Genomic DNA, 19,033 nt, shown 5'->3' with positions numbered 1-19,033 from the left:
AACATGCCAGACAATATAAGTCTTTGTTTTATAAGATATAAAAATAGACCGTTTAAAACACGCCTCGAATTTCTACTACAATTGTCTCGAAAATGAGTTGTTCTTCGGGGGACTACCCGTGTATCGGCACATCACACAGGATGCTGCACCGCACTCAAGGCGCCCGCCACCCATGATGCAAAGGACTCCCGGCAGAACGCCCACGCATTCGGAGAGCGGATGGACGCAAACGCCAACTGGTGATATTCGATCGAATTTGCGTCAGATCTGATACGAACGAAAGTGAAGCGTAAGCCCTCGCTAGGAGTCTCCGCTCAACCGTTACCGGCGAATGCCAGCTTGAAAAACGAATGACACCCTCAAGCGGTCGTGTCCAAAGAAGTTTTGTCAGCGACCGGTCCTCTGTGCGAATCCGCACCGATCAAGACTCCGGCGCCCCATAGCATCACCTGACCTGCTAAAGCGGGCTCAGCGATGCGTGCGAACGCAGAATGAACGATCACGGAGGTGCCGCGATGAGGGTCGCGCTTGTTCACGATTGGCTGGTCACGTATGGTGGGTCCGAGAAAGTTCTTGAACAAATCATCGAATGCTTTCCCGACGCGGACATTTTTAGTCTGGTGGACTTTATTCCTGAACGTTCGTTTCTGAAAGGCAAACACGTAAGGACGTCATTCGTCCAGAAGCTACCTTGGGCCAAGCGCCGCTATCGTGGTTATCTTCCCCTTTTTCCGCTGGCTATCGAACAGTTCGATCTTTCGGGCTACGACTTGATCGTATCCAGTTCGCATGCCGTCGCCAAAGGCGTGCTCGTGGGCCCCGATCAATTACATGTGAGTTACGTCCATTCACCCATTCGTTACGCGTGGGATCTGCAACATCAGTATCTGAATCAAAGCGGTCTGGTGAAGGGTATCCGTTCTTTTCTGGCGCGCGCGACGTTGCATTACCTCAGGACATGGGACGTCCGTACCGCAAACGGTGTCGACACGTTTCTAGTCAATTCTGGGTTTATCGGGCGTCGTGTCGAGCGTGTCTACCGTCGCGACTCCCGCGTGGTATATCCCCCCGTCGATATCGAAGCATTCGAGCTGTGCTCACGAAAAGATCCTTTTTATGTGACCGTCTCACGGATGGTGCCGTACAAAAGGATGGATCTGATCGTCGAAGCGTTCACTGCGATGCCCAATCGCAGCCTGGTGGTAATCGGCGATGGCCCCGATATGGACAAGGTACGCGCCAAGGCAGGCGCCAATGTCACGATCATGGGCCACCAGCCATTTCATGTACTCAAGGACCACCTGCAACGCGCCCGCGCGTTCGTCTTCGCCGCGGAAGAGGATTTCGGCATTTCAGTGGTCGAAGCACAGGCTTGCGGAACCCCTGTAATCGCATTTGGCAAGGGGGGGGCATGCGAAACAGTGATCGACGAAACACGGCCCCATTCAACCGGCCTGTTCTTCGAGGCCCAGACAGTCGAGGCGATCCAGTCTGCCGTGGAGCGATTCGAGTCGAGTATTGGTCACTTTTCCCCAGTGAGCTGTCGTCTCAACGCCGAACGCTTTTCAAAAGCTGAATTCCGGCGCGGCTTCCTCACTGCGCTCCTGAGTGCAACGGAATCCCGCCAGCACTTGCAGGCGATACATGCGATCCGGGCATCACTCATCCAATCGCTCCGCGCGACGGAAACTCAAGAGCAACGTCAAGCGGAAGTCGCGGTGAATTTCGACTGATCACCTGTTTCGATTGCGCGCCGGTCACAGATGAACCATCTTTTAGATCAGGATCGGACAGCTTTCAAGTATATTCGCCCGGCACTACGTTGGAATAATGAACAGCCAGCAGCAAGGTGCAAGAGCAGTCCTGGTCGGTTGACCTGAATGCTTGCCTGGTGTCGCAAATTTTGTACGTTTCCGAACGTATGAATCACTCGCCCTGCGCGATAGTTGGCCGGAACAAAGTGGCTGCAGCACGGAAGCGACAAGCGCATTCGGTCGATGATTCGATATTGGCATAACGATGTTCGGTCTGAGCGGCAACGTATCCCAATTCTCCAAGGAGTTTGCAATGTCCAATTCAGCCGGCCTGTCCGGATTACTCGACCAGGAAAGTGCGCTGTCCCGACAAGGAAAAAACGGCTCCGGCCAACTGACATCGTCGAACGCCCATCACATCGCAAACGATGGCGCCGAAAATGATACCTATCTCTCCACCCTTATCAAGGCAGGCCTCCTTATTTCCACCGGAGTTGAGGGTTTGTATGGCCGCAGCGCGACCTTCGAGGATGTTGTCGACAAGCTGAGTGAGTTGATTGGTCGATGGGGGGCGGGCAAAGACGTTGAAGTTCTCCGCTTTCCGCCCGCAATGAACCGTCAAATTCTCGAGCAGAGCGGTTACTGGAAACACTTTCCCGACCAGATCGGCAGCGTATTCTGTTTCAGTGGCGACGAGCTCCGACATCAACGTCTGCTGAAATGTCTCGACAATCAGGAAGACTGGACTGAAGACGTCAAGCCGACCAAGATCGCCGTCACCCCTGTCGCCTGTTATCCGGTCTATCCAGTGATGGCTCAGCGTGGCCCGCTTCCTGCAGGAGGCCGGCTCATCGACATCTTCTCGTACTGTTGCCGGCACGAACCCTCTAACGAGCCAGAGCGTATGTTGATGTTCCGGCAGCGCGAATTCGTATGCATGGGAACGGCCGCGCAGGTTCAAGCATTTCGGGAGAACTGGATCGAATATGCGACGGACATGATTGACTCGCTCGGACTGCCGGCGTCCATCGAACTCGCCAACGATCCATTCTTCGGTCGCGTCGGGAAATTCATGGCGGATAGTCAGCGCCAAAAAGCATTGAAGTTCGAGCTGCTCGTTTCGGGTATCAATCCGGACAAACTCACTGCCTGCGGCAGCTTCAACTACCATCAGGACCGCTTTAGCACGCTATGGAAGATACATACCGACACAGGTGAAATCGCACACACTGGCTGCTGCGGATTTGGGCTTGAGCGTCTGGCACTTGGTTTGTTCAAACATCATGGCTTCGATACCGTCGAATGGCCGCAAAAAGTACGTGCGACGCTGTGGGGACGCACCTCTTCCTGACAATGCCTTTCTCAACGCGCCTGTAGGGCTTCAGTGTCAAACGTGCAATGCGTTCGGATCGACGTCATCGGTTGAGTTCAGATGATCCTCGGCCGTCACAATGTCCGAATTCATTGCGCAGCGACATGCACGCCATGCGGCACAGTATGCGAGCCTTGTCGAGGCAACACGTCTCGTCACTCCTCAATCGCAGGAAATCATTTTCCAATCTCGGCTTTAGCAGGGAGACCTCGACATGAAAAACACACTGCGGCACATCATTTCCGATATGAAATGCCTGGACGTGCCCATCGAAGTACTGGCCGACCATAGCGATCTGTATGCTGTTGGCCTGACTTCACTGGCATCTGTACAGTTGATGATGGAAATTGAGCGTGAATTTCGAATCAGAATTCCGGATTCCATGCTCAAGTATGAGCTCTTTTCGAGCATCGATTCGCTGGCGGCGGCGATCACTCGATTGCAGCATTCGAATGTAGCTGGATGTGCAACACCAACCGCTCACACCGCACCTGATTCCGACAGCACGGTCCGTGCAGCGTCGCCTGCGAGTCACTGACGGTATTCACACGACGTTCGCTTCGCCCGTGTCCGTGAGCGTCATGTCGAGCAACCGGCGATGGCCGAACTGTCGGTCAGACGCGGTATCCGCTTCTCCCGATCTGGGTGCCGCGACATCGTGTGGTCGAAGTTTGCAGACATAGACCACGCTGTCACTGGACAAGATCATCACGCACGCAAACGCAGCGCTCGCTTGTACCCAAATGGCGCACCCTTCGAGTCGCGTGAGGATCTTTGCTCTTCATCGCAGCATGCTCAACAATGTCATTGACCGTATGGTCCAACATCCGGAATACACAAGATGGCGTCGGCGTCGAGAAATCAAAGGACCGGTCAATCAAACGCCGCCCAATCTGCCCGACGATACGTGCGCTTACGCACGGAACATCGACCGCAAGCATCAGACAGTACCAGAACCCGGGCGCAAACGAGAACGCGGCGGTTTGCATGCAGTCAGTCACTCACTTCTGGCCCGCATGGCCCTTCCCTGTCGGAGTCGTACAACCATGCAGCATCCTGCTACCGATAACATGCACCTGCCCCTTCACTCGGACTCGCGGCCGCAGGACAACTTCGATGCAATTCGCTTGATTGCGGCACTCGTTGTCCTGTACGGACATGCATTCCCGTTAACGGGGAGCTCCTTGCCAACGCAGTTCGGAAACGAGGTGGCCACGATTGCCGTGAAGGTATTCTTCGTAATCAGTGGTTACCTTGTCATCGAAAGCTGGCGGCGCGACCCAGCCGTTGGCCGATATTTAATCCGTAGAATTTTGCGTATATTTCCTGGCTTGGTGGTCAATATATTGCTGTGCGCATTTTTGCTGGGCCCCATCGTCAGCACACTCCCGCTCGGCGAATATTTTGGATCGCCGCTCTTGCCGCGCTATCTCGAGAACATAATTCTGCGACCGGCCTCGTTGCTTCCCGGCGTGTTTCATACCGTACCGTACCCCGATGCCGTAAACGGGTCACTTTGGACGTTGCCGATCGAGTTCGGCATGTACATCGCTACTCCGTTGCTGGTAATGCGAGGCGCAGGACAAAAGACGCGTATCCTCGTCGGGTGCGTCGCACTGTGCGCAGCGAGTCTGTATCTGGTTCGCATCGCGCATCTCGAACTCACCGGTCATGGACGGGCCATCCTCGATGCCTTCAACGTAGCCCCTTACTTTCTGCTCGGCGCCGCATGGCGCATTGTCGCGCCGCAAAGTGCGTTCAAGTTGCAAGTAGCCATGCTCGCATTACCCGCACTCATGCTGATACCCGGGGACAGCGTTGCCTACGAGCTTGGTCTGTTCGCGATTCTGCCATATGCAATCCTGGCGCTTTCGCTCGCGAGACCGGCCGCATTCGGATGGGTTCGGCGTTTCGGGGATTTTTCATACGGCGTCTATATTTACGCGTTTCCTGTTCAACAGACCGTCGCTCTCTTCTTTCACACGAACCGCCATCCGCTTCTGAACGCTGCGATATCCGTGGCACCTACGCTGCTGCTTGCCGCAGCTTCATGGCATTTCATCGAAAAGCGATTTCTCGCGCTTAAACCGCGGGGATCACCCGCACAATACGAAGCAACAACCGCGAAACCCGCCACCGGCTTATGATGGATTTTTCCGAACCTTGAAAACATCCTCTCGAGATTCGCATACATTTTCCATCGGCACCAAAAAAGTATCATAATTTATTTATAAGTAATTTAAAACAAGACCAATTTCCCCTACATCTATTTTACTGTATTTTTAAGGAGGTCAAAATGGCGCGACCTTTCGATGTTAGCAAGTTGTTTTATGGCATGAATATTCACCCACAATACAACGGCGCACCATGGCACAGGACGCCTGCGGAGGTGATCGACGAGGTGCATGAGCTTGGGTGCACTGTGGCGCGGATAGACTGCTACAACCCCGAAGTCGATGCAGACATCGTCCTTGAGCACATATACGAAGCCGAACGAAAAGGCATCCTCGTCGTACCTTGCCTCGGCTACGATGAACCTATTATAGAAAATGATCCGGATGGCAACTATGACGTCGGGAAATATTGCGGGGAGGAGTTCGCAAAAGTCCTGAGTGACCACTGTCCGATCTACGAAGTATCGAATGAAATTTCTGTATTTTGCAATGGTGTAGGCGTCCCTGGAACAGAACCCTCCCATTACGATCAAGAGAAGTATATCAATTGTCGCGAACTAATTCGCGGCGTCATTGACGGAATAAAGTCTGTACAAATCGACGCCAAAATCATCATAGGTGGTGGCGTGACAGTACTCACGGGATTCAACAAATTGTTGTGGAATGGCACAGAACCAGACGGCTCCGGCGGTCACCCCTTGGTTCGCTGGGATTACACTGGTTGGCACTGGTACGAATCCAGTGGAGCGATCGACCAAGCTGGAGACGGCACGGGTGTGCCGTACAACGTAATTGAAGACCTTGCTAGGTTTGGAGTCCCGATCTGGATCACCGAACTCGGTTTCGATGCGTTCAACAGCGACTTCCCTCAGCAGTCTGTCTACGTCAACGCAGCTTTGACTGAGTATCGTAAGCATCGGGACGTGTACAACGTCATCAACACCTGTTGGTACGCGCTATACGATGATGGAAGCGGCGACTTCGGTCTGATCCAGGTGCAGGCCGACGCGTCTGCCGCAGCTGAAGCAAACAGGGATACGAAAGCATACTCGAAACAAAAATCACGAGAGGCCCTGCTGGCTTATACGAGTTCAAAGTCACGTCGGGCCTCCGCAGGCATCACGGCTTCACGTGGGAAATCCCCTGCCGCCGCTGGTGCAAAACCTGAATCGCTGGAAAGGAAACCTGCTCACGAAACCTTCATGACGTTTGTATCCGCGAATCCTGATGACGATCAATCTGGCGAGGAATTCCACACCGCCGAGTACACGTTACCGATAGCGCTGTACCAAAGGTTGCGTGATGCTGCCGCTGAACATCATGTGTCCGAGAACGACGAGCTGGTTCACCGGCTCGACGCAACCTTTACGCCACTCTGGGCGCTCTACGAAAACTTGAAAAGCGCCGCGGAACATAACGGCGTTTCACTCTTCGATGAAGTCGTCACAAGACTTGAATCAACGTTTTCAGAACGCAAATGAGCGAGCACGGCGTGCTCGGGATCATCGTGAGCCAGCCCGGAAGTACGGGGGTTGAGTGACGTGAGTGAATTCAACGACATCCGCAGGAGTTTGGCGTGGCTTCAGTAGACGGCGTATCACCGTGCGAGTCCATCAGTCTACGACCGTTCAACGAGATCGCTCATTCCGAGGCGGTCAATGCAACGGACTTTTTCGCTTTCCAGAGCCTCGTCAACAGCCTCGTGGCGCGCCTACCCTCCGACATACGCCACGTATGCAACGCCGCAAGCCTCTCCCGCCGCGCCTCGATCCACCGACCAACCTGCCGTGGGGGGCTCCTGCTGAGCTTCAATGCCACCACCTACATGGTGTAGTCGCACCTGCATAGTCCGCCGGCGCCATTGAACTTCCGCGAATCGCACCGTTGTTCATAATGCTTCTCGCGACGACGCCGACGCTGCAATATGCCAGACATTTGTCTGATCAGGTCGGTCCCGCGACCCGGGGCCGATGGCCAACTGCGCGGGCCCACTCGTGTTGTCGGTGGCGATGCCGGTGCTGCTCCGCTCGTCACAGCTTGGCCAAAGCCGACGACCGCGCGTTGCTCGATCTCCGGTGTGCTTACGAGCCCACTCGAACGCGAGTATGGATCGTAGCGTGTCAGTGTGCCTTCGGGTAATGCGTCCGATGCACGATTCCCACTGGACTGGTACGATTGCGCGACGCTCGCGCGGCAGCCCATCCATCTTCTGCGCTCACATCACCACATCCTTCGGATCGCTGTTTGCCTGATGGCTTGACAAGGCCTGCGTACAAATCGCTCAAAGGCCGAGGAAGTAACTCCCCGGAAAACCGGGGCAATCGAGCTTACGAAACGTGACGCTCGAGGATCTCCAATAACTGACGGGCGGAGAAATCCCAACGGAAGCCGCGTGCACGCGCATAGCCACGCGCACGCAAGGACTCCCGCATCGCGGGATTGGTCATCAGCTGCGCCACCTTGATAGCGATGTCGTTGACGGACCATGCGTCACAGTACATTGCCGCGTCGCCACATACTTCCGGCAGCGCTGCTTCGCGCGAAGCGATCACTGGACAACCGCAATACATCGCCTCAAGAGGCGGCAACCCAAACCCTTCGTATAGCGAAGGAAACAGGAAACATCCGGCTTGCTCGTAGAGCGCCTTTAACTCGCCATCCGAAACAAAGCCGGCCGCGACAACGCCCTTCGACAAATCGAAGTCTGACTTCGCCTTTGCATTGAAGACACGCAGATCACACGCGCCCACCACTACAAACTGCCAATCGTGATTTCCGCCGAGTTGCTCCACGGCGGCAAGAACCCGAGCCAGATTTTTTCCCACCGAAAGGCTACCGACGACAAGTACGTAATTGTCCTTCGTCAGGTTCAGTCGTGAAAGAATGCGTGCGTCCGATACTATTCTGTCGAAGTGATCGACGCCATTATGTATGACCGAAACACGCGATTCCGCAATGTTCAAGCGCTGCAGAATCCGTTGCCTCGAGAATTCCGAAACGGTCACGATATGGCATACCCTTCTTCTCAGTATCGCGTACGCGACTCGATACCATAGTCTGTACTTCCAGGAGTAGTTTTCCGGCAAATCATAGACCGCGACGTCATGCACCATCAATACCTGCTGCCTCGCAAACAGTGGACCTATGTTGCAAAGACTGAGCAATGTTCGGTCACCGATCGCAAGCGGCAACGCAAACTGCTCCCAGAGCGCGCCCTTTAGCCAACGAGAGGTTATTTTCGCGCCGGGGAATACGACATCTTCGCCGCCAATTGAAGGCAATAGCAATGGTGGCATACCGCCGTCCGGAAAGAGCTGCGCGAACGCAACAGCGAGCTCATACCCGACCCGCTGCACTCCAGTCATTCGCTGTGACGCGAATTTCCCATTGATCGCGAAGTCTCCATGCCTTGCACACTTTCGACGGATGTCGAAAATGGTCTGGCCTCCGTCCGGGATTCGTCGTGCGGCGGATGTGACGTGCGCATGTGATGCCGTGGATGGTGCATTGGAATCCGTAATAATCTGGCTCATCGGGTTAGCCTCTCGCAATTTCGTCACGACGGTGCGCCCCCTCGTCAGCTTCTCGCCTTTGCCATCCGAATGGCGTTCGACATGCCGGCACGGTGCGATCGGACGGAATTTCGCACCCTCGATACACGCGCCGCACGGCACGTGCACGGCATATTAGGCGGCAGTCTGCATGCCCCGAACGTGCGATGTCGCGCATAGCACGTGGCCTGCGACAAAGTGCGATTCCGCACCGAACCGTCGATTCGATGCGCGCAGCATGAACTGTCAGCATCGACGTGCCGTCACCGCAATGCCGCGGCATACCTGAAATCGCTCTGCATACTCCGCCGAACCTCATGTCCAGTATGATCAGTCCACCTCGCCTTGATCATGTCGACGCTATGCGTGCGATCGCGGTCATACTCGTGATGTGGACGCACTACGCCGAGCTATACAGACAGATTGCAAGTTCACAACTCGTACTCGATGCGATACAGGAATCGATTAATTTCGGCAGGATCGGCGTAGTCATCTTCTTTGGGATTAGCGGCATGCTAATTCCGAATAGCTTGCGTGGATCGTCTCTAGGTGGCGCTCGCCGCTTCGTCATCCGGCGGTTCTTCCGACTGTATCCAGCCTTCTGGCTGTCACTGCCGATTGGCTATCTCGCTTACTGGACGCTGTTCGGCAACAAGATGGCGCTACCGGATCTCGTCGCGAACGTGACGATGATTCCAACCGCATTCGGACGTGACGAGGTCATGCCGCATTACTGGACGCTCGAGACGGAGCTGTACTTTTACGTCTTGTGCATTGGTTTGCATCTGCTCGGCGGACTGCACCGAATGCGCACCCTTTTCCTGACCTGCGTGAGCCTATGTGCGGCGTTCGTTGTGACGTCAGTGTTGAAAATCATTCCCGCGGATGCACTCGGGCAGTACAAAGGCATGCTGTATCACCTCGCGATCATGTTTTGGGGAGCCTGCTTTCGACAAGCCTATGAGAATCCGCAGGCCAGCGTGACGCTCGGTATCCGGCGAATGCGGCGGTGGTCCGTGTCGATGTCAAATCGCGCAGCATTCGCAGCCATAACGGCGATTGTCGTAGGAATAGCCGTATTGATGGCCGGAGTCGACTTGCTCCGCCACGACCTGAGTCATGTCTCGGCGTCCATTGGCTACATCGTAGGAATCGCGACGTTCCTGCTTTTCGCAACCGTCATGCCCGTCCGTGCAAGATTTTTCGCGTGGATCGGCAAGATCAGCTATTCGATTTACCTGCTGCACGGTATACCGCTCTACCTGATCTACTGGTACTGCAAGGGACACGACCTGATCGGAGGCCCCCTGGGACTCTACATGGCCGTGACCGTTCCGCCTGCACTCGCTCTGTCGTGGGCAAGCTACCGGTATGTCGAAACGGCCGGCATTCACGCGGGGTATATGCTGACGAGCCCGGGCGGGACACGTTCTAGCTCGTCATCGGCCATGAGCATCCCTCGCACCACCCTGGACTCTGCCCGTCCCGCGCCCATTGTCCGCGAAGATCCGTGACATCACGCTGCTCCGGGACGCCACGTTTCGCCCCTCCCCGTGGCAAACCAGAAGAATCCCCGCGGCGGCATCGGTCAACCGCGATTGCACACTGAATTCAACAGACACCGTACCTTTCGTGGCCGCCCAAGCCCGGGAGCAAGATCGCAAGACAAGGGGCGCCAAGATAACCGTTGGTGTTTTGCCTTCATGCCGATCAGCCGGAGGTTTTGATGTACGTCAGAACGATTTCGATGCTCTTCTATTTGTTCTTCACCTGCGTGATCTTCAATCCGCAAGTCTCTGGCGTCACCATCTACCTTTACACCATCTTGCCATTTCTGGATCTGGGCTTCGTCACATTTCTGCTCTTGACGTTGCGCCGCTGGATCGTACCCATGGGAATTGCGATCATGGTGTGCCTTCTCGGCAGCCCGATGATGGCGGCAAAAATCGTATCCATCGCCGTGTGCGTCGGCTATCTGATGTATACGATCGCGAGGAGAATCGAGTATCTGCACGGCTGGATGGCCGTCAACATTCTGGTCGGTCTTGCGCAGTTCGTGCTCTACTACGTAGACTACGGACTGTCGATTCAGTTGGGACCCGATGAAGTGTCGAAGATGCTTTGGGGTGAGGCAGCAACCCAGACCAACACAAACTACTACGAGATCCTCTACTTCGCGCGCGTCAGCGGATTTTCGCGCGAGGCCGGTTTTTTCGCGTCGCTTCTGTCGGCATCGTTCGTGCTGTATCTCTTTCAAGGCGGACGCAACAAGTGGATGCTGGCGCTATATTGCCTGGGGTTGTTCATCAGCCTGTCGAAAGCGTCCTTTGTTCTGGTAATTTTCGCGCTCCTGTATCTGGTGCGAAGGCAATTGCGTACAGTCCACCCCCTTGTTTCGCTGGTCGCCTTCTTCGCCATCACGATGGTGCTTGCGCTCTATATGAACCAGCACGATTTCTTCGGATCCGAAACGTTCGCACACCGCCTGGCCGGCTACCCGTTCCTGCTTGATGCGCACTTCGCGGACCTCGTGCGAGGCATTACCGCTCGGCAACTGAATGACGAATACGGCTATTTGCCGTATGTGTTTATGAACCGGGATCTCTATTTCATCAGCGACGTCACCTTTACCAGCATTCCAGGCCTGTTCGCCGATTTGGGATTGCTCGCCGCGCTCGTATTGCTGGGTGTGTTCGCCTTCACTGCAAGCGACGGGTTCGTCATGCTGCTTTGCTTGCTGATCACGGCAACCGTCGGCATGACGACGGTGACATCGTTCGTCCCGATCGCATATCTGATCAGCTACTGGCCGCGCTTCGTCGCGTATCTCAGCGTACAGCGTCAGCACGGAAATCCACCGATGCGCTCACGATTCGTCGCGCCTCCAACGCCTGCGTCGGTAACCGCCTACCCCGATCGAGGCGCACGATGAACTTCCGTCGATATACCGCTCACTATCGATCGCTGGTGCGCACGCTGCTAGTCGCGTTGCCGCCACTATTGCTTCCGATCGAATGCCTGGCGCAACTTCGTAGCGTTAGCGAAGCAACTTCTCTGTTTGGTCTGCCGGGTGAGCGAGTATCGCTGAGTTTCGAGGCGGCATCAGTCGATGCGTTGGGTGCAAACCTGACCGTACAGGTGTTTCCATTTGACGACATTGGCAAGGCTGCCCCCACCCCAATCGCCACTTACTATCGCAAGATCGACGCGACGCAGCAGCGCCAGCCGGTGAGTATCGCAGCCATGATGGCGAAACCAGGCTTCTATCGGGCGGAAGCCGAGTTGCACTCACTGTCGGGCACGCCGCTCGGTCATACGTCGGCGACGTTCGCAATCGTGCCCAAGCGCAGTAGTGACACGCCCGCGGACTTTGGCATCGTCACGCACTTCGCACAAGGTCAAGGTTCGCCGTCAATCTTGCTGCCACTGATCAAGCAAGCCGGATTCTCGTGGATTCGGGATGAACTCTACTGGCAGGAAATCGAAGCAGCACCCGGTCAATTCAGTTTTCCGGTGCACTATGACGCCTTCCTCCAACAAGCCTCCCGGCTGGGAATTTCGCCGCTCATCGTGCTCGACTACGGCAATGCGGGCGCATACCCGCGCATCTTCGGATCATCACTATTTCCTCAGACAGCAGAAGCCCGGACACTCTTTATCCGCTATGTCAGCAACGTCGTGAAGCGCTACGGCAAAGTTGTCAAGCATTGGGAACTGTGGAACGAACCCTCCTTCAACCAGATCGGCTACTCGAGCTATCTCTCGCTGCTGAAAGCGTCCTATTCCGCCATCAAGAAGGTGAGCCCAGATGCGAAGCTCATAGCCTGCGGTGGAGGCGGCATAGGCGGGGGGGCCGGGGGTGAATGCGCCATCCAGCTCATCAAGGACGGTGGACTGGACGACCAGGATGGCTTCAGCGTCCATCCCTACATGTCACCAAATACGCCAGAACTGGGCTACCCGGCAAAGGGCGGCCCCATCGACGTCGTCAGTATTCCGACGACATGGCCATATCTGAAATCGCTCGCCGTACAGCACCCGAAAACGAATGGCCGGCACCTCCAGGTCTGGGTCACGGAGTTCGGCTGGCCCGTGAATTCCAAGGTGCAGGGACAGGATGAAACGAGCCAGGCCGCCAATCTGGCGCGTAGCTATTTGCTATCACGGCGCTACGACGCGATACGTGTGCTGTTCTGGTATGACTTGATGGACGATGGCACCGATCCGGACAACTATGAGCACCACTTCGGATTGCTGCACCACGATCTTTCACCCAAACCCGCATTTGTCGCCGCATCCGTGCTTGCCACAACACTGGGAAGCCGATCATGGCGCGGTGCACTCGTGGATACCGATGACGTCAGGGTGTACCAGTATGGCATCGGCGACACGATCACGGCCGGCTGGACAATCGGCCCCGCCCGACGCGTCGTATCGATAAATTTGCGTCCGGGCCAGTACATCCAGCGAGACTGGCAAGGTGTGGAGACCCCTGTCACCGTCGCCTCTCAACCCTTCGAGTGGAAACTCGGACCGCTGCCCCGCTACCTCCTTCCGGTGCGGGAACCAAACTAGCTCATGCGGCCCAGGGCATGCTCACGCTATCGTAGTCGATCTCGATCAACGCGAATTCGCGAACGTTATGGGTGTCCGACCGCGACAAGTGCGTCGAGCACTTGAAGGTTCGACCGGCTCACCTTGCCTCGTTGGTAAGGCACGTCAAGTTCGGGCGACTGAATCAGGCATTGGAAATTTTCAGCTCCGATACAGACCTTTACCTCATTGTGCAAGCAGCTTGCTAGCTTCTGCTGTCGCGAAACAACCTGCTGAACCAACGTGTCGCGGCATTTCTGGCGAAAGCCGTCAATGACGTGCGTCGAGGCGCGTCCGCGATTCGCCGGCGCGCCTCGATTTCGTCATGCGACAGCATGCGCTCGGTACGCACGTCCGCGCCCCGTGCCACCATGCACAGCGCAGCGACAACGATGATCGCGATGATTTCCAGTACTGCGATGATGATCAGGAGATGCATAGCTTTCGATAATATGTCAACGAACCGCGAACTTGAGCTTGCCAGCGATGCAAGTGTGCCACAGCCTGCGGGCAACGCTGTCATCAGGAAGTCAGCCCAGGATGCCAGCGACCGAGGAATCTGAACGTGCGTAATTTCCGCTGCCATGCATGCGACGGGCCATGTGTTCGAATTCGTACATTTCCGGCGCCGGACCGGAGCTACATTCGGTCCGGTGAAATCTGTGCGGCACGTGATCAGCTCTCGACAACTGCTCTCTCGCAAATCGAATGGACCCGCTTCATGCGACTGCTCATGTACTTGACGAATTTCGGCGACCCGTACCTCACCATTCCGCTCGCCGGACTGATACTGGTGTGGCTCGCAATGACGCGCTCGACGCGTGCCCTTATCATCTGGACGTGCGGCATTGCGATCAGTGGGTCAGTCGTCGCGGCCAGCCGGGTTGTTCATGTTATCTGGGGCGTAGAAGTGCCCGCGTTGAATTTCACGGTAGTCAGCGGTCATACGATGCTTGCGGGTGCGGTATACCCCACCGCGCTCTCTATCTGCGAGAACCGTACGTGCAAGACGACGGCGATCGGGCCATATGTCGGCGGCCTCGCCTTCGCCGGCGCAATAGGCATTTCTCGCGTACTGCTCGGCTTTCATTCCACGTCAGAGGTGATCAGCGGACTGTTGTCAGGCGTACTCGTGGCTACACTGACCTGTATCAAGCTAACGCTTCCACATGTTCCCCGTGCTAGAACCGCCGGGTTCACCCTACCCGACCCGACGCCTTTCGCGGCGGCAGCACTTGCTGCCGTCGTCATGTACCACGGAAAGATCGCACCGGTATCGGCATCGATCGATCGCAATGCCGTCGAGCTATCGCAATGGGGCAAGACGCAGGTCGAGAAAATTCGTCAATGACATGGACGCATGGTGACGTTGTGCGCTTCCGAGCTGACATGACACTCCTTCCCTGATGTCCATCACGGGTTCGTCACGTGGAGAAACCTCGGGATCTCAGAGTGTGGGATACCCCCTAGTCAAACAACGGGTCTTGTAACCGGCTTGAAACCCGGGCCACCAAACTGCGTCTACGGAATCCGCCTCGATTCCCTTGTCCCGAGATCCCTGATTTCAAAGCAAGTGCACCGAAATAAAAAGTAACCAAGTTGCGCACGGAATGGAATCTCCATTGCATAAAATTACCGGCCATTTCCACACAAGCCCCCACCGAAGCACAACTCGTAAATATTTCCACCCCCCTCTTAATCGCCCCACATTCAAGTTAAAATTTCCTGCAGCTTCCGCATCAGACACCGATCACTTCAATTTCAATTCAGCTCCAATTGCGCGCAAACGTTTTACGTCATACAATTGAATCACTCGGAAGCAAAACATCGCAAATTCACTATCATTACAAAAAAAATATTTCCATACCGTATCCCCCGAAATCAAACCAAGAATTAAGTTTCTGTTTAGATCATGTCGATGTACTTGCTGAGCCGACCGCCTGCCCGTCGCACGGATAACATCGCTTCGATACTTCTGTACCGGTGAACAGTCAGCAATAGCCTGGCAGGCATCGCTCATGGACGAGGTACCTGTACCAGGCGCTTGCTGATTGCCTGCCCTGGAGAGGTTGGCGCTGACCGAGGCACACCGGTCGCAGCCAGAGAAATCCAAGGGATGCCGCCCGCCCATGTCCACGCGCACCGGACGTGAGCGACAGCGAATGAAATCAAAATGAAAGGTTTATAAAAAGACGGGCTGTCAATTATATATGATATTTATTATTACAAGAATTCGTGAATGCTCCATTAGAAATACCCCCCCACTCCCCCTACATTCCCTCCCGCCGCACCTCAATTTAGTTAATAATAGTGAGGAGAGCTTCTTGAATTGACAAGTCAGATTTCTGACTTAGCACAGCCCATACCAACAAGATCGAGAAGTGTGCGCGCCAGCTGGTTAGATTTCTGACTTAACCTGATTTAAATCGCACGCGGCAAGTTACGAAATCATGGTGAACCCTGATTCGCTTCGATGCGAACACAACCAATATCGCACGATCTAATCGCATCCGATTCGATCGGCGTCCGCATCTGTGCAAGTGCTACCCATGCCCGAGTGTTTCGTGTGCGACTGGAGCGACTCTGCAATTTTCGAGCCGCGGTCTCGAACTGAAATCATCAATTTTGGAAATGATCGTGCCTGCGACTGCTTCTACTCAAGACTCGACCGACCAGCTGAATGATCCGGCGAAACGTCGTAGACGTTGGACGCAGGAAAAAAAATGGGAGATCGTACGCGAGAGCTTCGACCCCACGAAATCTCTGCATATGGTCGCAGCCCGGTACAACGTCAATCCGAGTCAGTTGTCGCGCTGGCGCCGGCAGTATCGGGACGAGATTCTGTCGGCAACGAAGGTCGACGAGGAAGCCGCGGAGAACACCAGGCGAACTGAATAGGCAAGCCGGGTTCGATGCGGCAGTAGCTCTAAATATTGACGGCAGACGTCTCCTGCACGTCCCATGGATGCGGGCCGCCCGACGCCGGCATCGGTGCGGGGCTTCGCAGTTCAGCAAACATTCAACGACGGATGCGTCGGTCGCGATCGGGTCGCGCCCGACGTTCCGAACGTCATGATCGGCCAGTGCTTCGTCTATACATACGAGGCGCGGCTACATTAGAGAGGGCGATTATGCAAGAGCCGCACCATTTCATTTCCCCGATTTTGCAAGCTGCCGCGCCATCTCAAGCAACCACACATCTGCGTGAGCAAACACAGTCGCCCCCCATCCGTCCGTGCCTGTATGTGTCACGACACCCCGACCCGGCACTGGTGGCCCTTCTCAGGGAACGACACTGGAACGTACAGTGCACGAAATCCGCTCATGACGCGCGACGGCTCGAAAATCCCGGGGTCGCCCGTGCCGGCATCGTCGATCTTGACGGCTTCAAGGCGCGCGACCTCGCCGCGCTGGAGCCGATCCTGCGCCACAAGCAGATCGGCTGGATAGCGCTCGTGAATGCCGAGCGTCTTTCCGAGCCGGACATCTGCAAGTTGATCCACCAGTATTGTTTCGACTACGTGAAGAAGCCGCTGACGCGGACGATGATCGATTGTCTGGCCAGCCACGCTTACGGAATGGTGATGTTATGCGATCGCGGACTTGCGACCGATGTCGCAGCCACCGCCGGCAACGAGATGGTCGGCACATGCGACGCGATGCAGCAGTTGTTCCGGACGATTCGCAAGGTGGCGAACACCGACGCGGCCGTGTTCATCTCCGGCGAGTCGGGCACCGGAAAGGAGCTGACCGCGCTCGCAATCCACAGACAATCTGCACGCCGCAAGGCACCGTTCATCACGATCAATTGCGGTGCGATCCCGCACCACCTGCTGCAGTCCGAACTGTTCGGCTATGAGCGTGGCGCATTCACCGGCGCGACCAAGCAAAAGATCGGCCGCGTCGAGACTGCGCACGGCGGCACACTGTTTCTGGACGAAATCGGCGACATGCCGCTCGAGAGTCAGGCCAGCATGCTGCGCTTCCTGCAGGAAGGCAGAATCGAGCGGCTCGGCGGCCATGAATCGATTCCGATCGACGTGCGGATCATCTCGGCCACGCACGTCGATCTCGAAACTGCGATACGCGACGGACAGTTCCGCGAAGACTTGTTTCATCGCCTGTGCGTGCTGCGCATCGACGAGCCGCCGCTGCGCGCGCGCGGCAAGGACATCGAATTGCTCGCGCATCACATGCTACTGAAATTCAATAGCGACGGCGCGCGAAAGATCCGCGGTTTCACGCCGAACGCGATCGAGGCGATGTACACGTATCCCTGGCCGGGCAACGTGCGCGAGTTGATCAACCGGATCCGCCGTGCAATCATCATGGCCGACAGCCGTCTAATCTCAGCCGCTGACCTCGATCTCGAAAAATTCACGGCACAACAGCCGACGACGCTCGCCGAGGCTCGCGAGCGCGCGGAAAAGAGCACGATCGAAGCCGCACTGCTGAGGCATCGACGGCGGCCTTTCCCGGTGGCCGCAGAGCTGGGGGTCTCGCGAGCAACCCTGTACCGACTCTTGAATACATACGACCTTTAAGCGTCCTGGTCAGGGTTATTGAATATACTATGCCTCGCATGTTCAATTCCCGGCCTATCCGTTGCGGCACAAGTTTTCCCGGTAAACTGGTTTCATGCCGCTAGCGGCATGAAACCAGTTGTTGTCGATTGGGACGTGCCCATCGACCGGATAACGCGTGAGCGCCTCCCAGCGCCTTGGCGATCGCCGATCCCTCGGAGACCAGCTTACGCTGGGCAATCATCCACTCATGTTAGGCATCGGCGATCGGACGGGCGCGCTCCTGGCGCACTTCACGTCTTCGATCAGCCGTGAGTTCTGCAACATCGCGCTCGACCGCGTAAAGTTTGCCGAAGTATTTCAGCGCCTGTTCGGCGATTTGACTTTTGTTGCTGGTGAACAGCTCAAAGAATTTTCGTCTCGCATGGGCAACGCATCCGATCTCGGTGATCCCCAGCTCGAATCCGGCTTTGTAGCCTTTATGGTCATCACAGACCAGCTTGCCGCGCCAATCACCGAGGAACGTTCGAGCATGTTCACCCGCACGACTATCGGCGAACTCATAGATGACGGCACGCACGTCGGCGAACTGCGTGGTGGCATACGCCCATACGTATGCGCGCTGCGTCTTTCCTTTGCCTGGAACCAGCATTTGCACCGGTGTCTCATCGGCGTGCAACACACCGTGCTGTAGAAGCACTTCGCGAAGCGCCTCGATCAGCGGCTGCAACCGCACGCCGCAAACGCCTGTTGACGGCGGTGTAATTCCGCGCTTTTTGGGCGGCGCAAGCCCGAGCGAATCAATCAAGTAACAAGGGGCCGTGAGGCCCCTTCGTTTTGATACTGCGGTGCTTCACGTCAGAACGGCGGGTCGCGTTCGCGAGTGCGGTCGTGCACTTCGGGGAAGCGCTGCTCATGCAGCAGTTCATGGAGTTGGGCGCCGTAGAAGTCGGTCACGACGGCGAGCAGATCCTCGAGCAGCTCGAACACGGCGAGTGCCTGCTCTGGCGTCCAGTCGTCGGGAACGACGAACGGCAGGCCACGACGACGTCCTGATGGGAGCAAG

General features: G+C 56.1%; 13 protein-coding genes and 3 pseudogenes. 11 read left to right on the top strand and 5 right to left on the bottom strand.

The window, feature by feature from the left end:
• Nucleotides 1-515: 515 nt before the first annotated feature.
• The 5 genes and pseudogenes from BT264_RS30480 to BT264_RS38675 all read left to right on the top strand — a co-directional run.
• Nucleotides 516-1,682, top strand: a pseudogene (locus tag BT264_RS30480) (glycosyltransferase family 4 protein); the annotation flags it as partial.
• A 385-nt stretch (nt 1,683-2,067) separates the two neighbouring features.
• Nucleotides 2,068-3,105: an amino acid--[acyl-carrier-protein] ligase gene (locus BT264_RS30475; RefSeq protein WP_083534264.1), complete on the top strand. Its 1,038-nt coding sequence runs from the start codon at nt 2,068-2,070 to the stop codon at nt 3,103-3,105.
• 235 nt (nt 3,106-3,340) lie between these two features.
• Nucleotides 3,341-3,577 (top strand): annotated as a pseudogene (locus tag BT264_RS30470) (acyl carrier protein); the annotation flags it as partial.
• Between the two features lie 595 nt (nt 3,578-4,172).
• A complete protein-coding gene (locus tag BT264_RS30465) occupies nt 4,173-5,273 on the top strand; it encodes an acyltransferase family protein (RefSeq protein WP_256260738.1) in 1,101 nt (366 codons plus the stop codon).
• A gap of 149 nt (nt 5,274-5,422) precedes the next feature.
• Nucleotides 5,423-6,781, top strand: a complete 1,359-nt coding sequence (locus BT264_RS38675; RefSeq protein WP_143155783.1) for a glycoside hydrolase family protein — start codon at nt 5,423-5,425, stop codon at nt 6,779-6,781.
• 846 nt (nt 6,782-7,627) lie between these two features.
• On the opposite strand, the gene BT264_RS30455 is transcribed toward BT264_RS38675, so the two are convergent.
• Nucleotides 7,628-8,833 carry a glycosyltransferase family 4 protein gene (locus tag BT264_RS30455; protein WP_083534246.1) on the bottom strand — a complete coding sequence of 402 codons (1,206 nt, stop codon included), beginning with the start codon at nt 8,831-8,833 and terminating at the stop codon, nt 7,628-7,630.
• A 335-nt stretch (nt 8,834-9,168) separates the two neighbouring features.
• On the opposite strand from BT264_RS30455, the gene BT264_RS30450 reads away from it, so the two are divergent.
• The 3 genes from BT264_RS30450 (at nt 9,169) to BT264_RS30440 (ending at nt 13,426) form a co-directional block, all read left to right on the top strand.
• The gene (locus BT264_RS30450) at nt 9,169-10,365 is read left to right on the top strand and encodes an acyltransferase family protein (RefSeq protein WP_072443650.1); all 1,197 of its coding nucleotides are present in this window, start codon (nt 9,169-9,171) and stop codon (nt 10,363-10,365) included.
• 212 nt (nt 10,366-10,577) lie between these two features.
• Entirely contained in the window at nt 10,578-11,783 is a 1,206-nt protein-coding gene (locus tag BT264_RS30445) for a hypothetical protein (protein ID WP_072443681.1), read from the top strand.
• Entirely contained in the window at nt 11,780-13,426 is a 1,647-nt protein-coding gene (locus BT264_RS30440) for a glycoside hydrolase 5 family protein (RefSeq protein WP_072443652.1), read from the top strand. Before BT264_RS30445 ends, BT264_RS30440 begins: the two co-directional genes overlap by 4 nt.
• Before the next feature lie 223 nt (nt 13,427-13,649).
• Here BT264_RS30440 and BT264_RS30435 read toward each other — a convergent pair whose 3' ends face one another.
• Nucleotides 13,650-13,883, bottom strand: coding sequence for a hypothetical protein (locus BT264_RS30435; RefSeq protein WP_072443654.1), 234 nt, complete (start codon nt 13,881-13,883; stop codon nt 13,650-13,652).
• 282 nt (nt 13,884-14,165) lie between these two features.
• On the opposite strand from BT264_RS30435, the gene BT264_RS30430 reads away from it, so the two are divergent.
• Nucleotides 14,166-14,795, top strand: a complete 630-nt coding sequence (locus BT264_RS30430; protein ID WP_072443656.1) for a phosphatase PAP2 family protein — start codon at nt 14,166-14,168, stop codon at nt 14,793-14,795.
• A 399-nt stretch (nt 14,796-15,194) separates the two neighbouring features.
• On the opposite strand, the gene BT264_RS38670 is transcribed toward BT264_RS30430, so the two are convergent.
• Entirely contained in the window at nt 15,195-15,464 is a 270-nt protein-coding gene (locus BT264_RS38670) for a hypothetical protein (protein ID WP_143155784.1), read from the bottom strand.
• Nucleotides 15,465-16,081: 617 nt separating this feature from the next.
• Here BT264_RS38670 and BT264_RS30425 point away from each other — a divergent pair.
• Together BT264_RS30425 and BT264_RS30420 are read left to right on the top strand one after the other, a co-directional pair.
• A complete protein-coding gene (locus BT264_RS30425) occupies nt 16,082-16,342 on the top strand; it encodes a transposase (RefSeq protein WP_177318425.1) in 261 nt (86 codons plus the stop codon).
• 233 nt (nt 16,343-16,575) lie between these two features.
• Nucleotides 16,576-17,988 carry a sigma-54 dependent transcriptional regulator gene (locus BT264_RS30420; protein ID WP_072443660.1) on the top strand — a complete coding sequence of 471 codons (1,413 nt, stop codon included), beginning with the start codon at nt 16,576-16,578 and terminating at the stop codon, nt 17,986-17,988.
• 117 nt (nt 17,989-18,105) lie between these two features.
• Here BT264_RS30420 and BT264_RS30415 read toward each other — a convergent pair.
• Nucleotides 18,106-18,760 (bottom strand): annotated as a pseudogene (locus tag BT264_RS30415) (IS66 family transposase); the annotation flags it as partial.
• A gap of 65 nt (nt 18,761-18,825) precedes the next feature.
• Nucleotides 18,826-19,032: a hypothetical protein gene (locus tag BT264_RS30410; RefSeq protein ID WP_072467058.1), complete on the bottom strand. Its 207-nt coding sequence runs from the start codon at nt 19,030-19,032 to the stop codon at nt 18,826-18,828.
• Between the last annotated feature and the right edge of the window lies 1 nt (nt 19,033).

The organism is Burkholderia sp. NFPP32, assembly GCF_900119325.1.
Taxonomy (GTDB): Bacteria; Pseudomonadota; Gammaproteobacteria; order Burkholderiales; family Burkholderiaceae; genus Burkholderia; species Burkholderia pyrrocinia_C.
Note: the sequence above shows the minus strand (reverse complement) of the source record. Positions and strands in the feature narration are given on the sequence as shown.

Bases quoted from the DNA above. Each gene is read 5' to 3' on its own strand.
- BT264_RS30455 (WP_083534246.1), bottom strand. From the start codon at position 8,833: ATGAGCCAGATTATTACGGATTCCAATGCACCATCCACGGCATCACAT.
- BT264_RS30435 (WP_072443654.1), bottom strand. From the start codon at position 13,883: ATGCATCTCCTGATCATCATCGCAGTACTGGAAATCATCGCGATCATC.
- BT264_RS30475 (WP_083534264.1), top strand. From the start codon at position 2,068: ATGTCCAATTCAGCCGGCCTGTCCGGATTACTCGACCAGGAAAGTGCG.
- BT264_RS30420 (WP_072443660.1), top strand. From the start codon at position 16,576: ATGCAAGAGCCGCACCATTTCATTTCCCCGATTTTGCAAGCTGCCGCG.
- BT264_RS30450 (WP_072443650.1), top strand. From the start codon at position 9,169: ATGTCCAGTATGATCAGTCCACCTCGCCTTGATCATGTCGACGCTATG.
- BT264_RS30440 (WP_072443652.1), top strand. From the start codon at position 11,780: ATGAACTTCCGTCGATATACCGCTCACTATCGATCGCTGGTGCGCACG.
- BT264_RS38670 (WP_143155784.1), bottom strand. From the start codon at position 15,464: ATGAGCGATGCCTGCCAGGCTATTGCTGACTGTTCACCGGTACAGAAG.
- BT264_RS30465 (WP_256260738.1), top strand. From the start codon at position 4,173: ATGCAGCATCCTGCTACCGATAACATGCACCTGCCCCTTCACTCGGAC.
- BT264_RS38675 (WP_143155783.1), top strand. From the start codon at position 5,423: ATGGCGCGACCTTTCGATGTTAGCAAGTTGTTTTATGGCATGAATATT.
- BT264_RS30430 (WP_072443656.1), top strand. From the start codon at position 14,166: ATGCGACTGCTCATGTACTTGACGAATTTCGGCGACCCGTACCTCACC.
- BT264_RS30445 (WP_072443681.1), top strand. From the start codon at position 10,578: ATGTACGTCAGAACGATTTCGATGCTCTTCTATTTGTTCTTCACCTGC.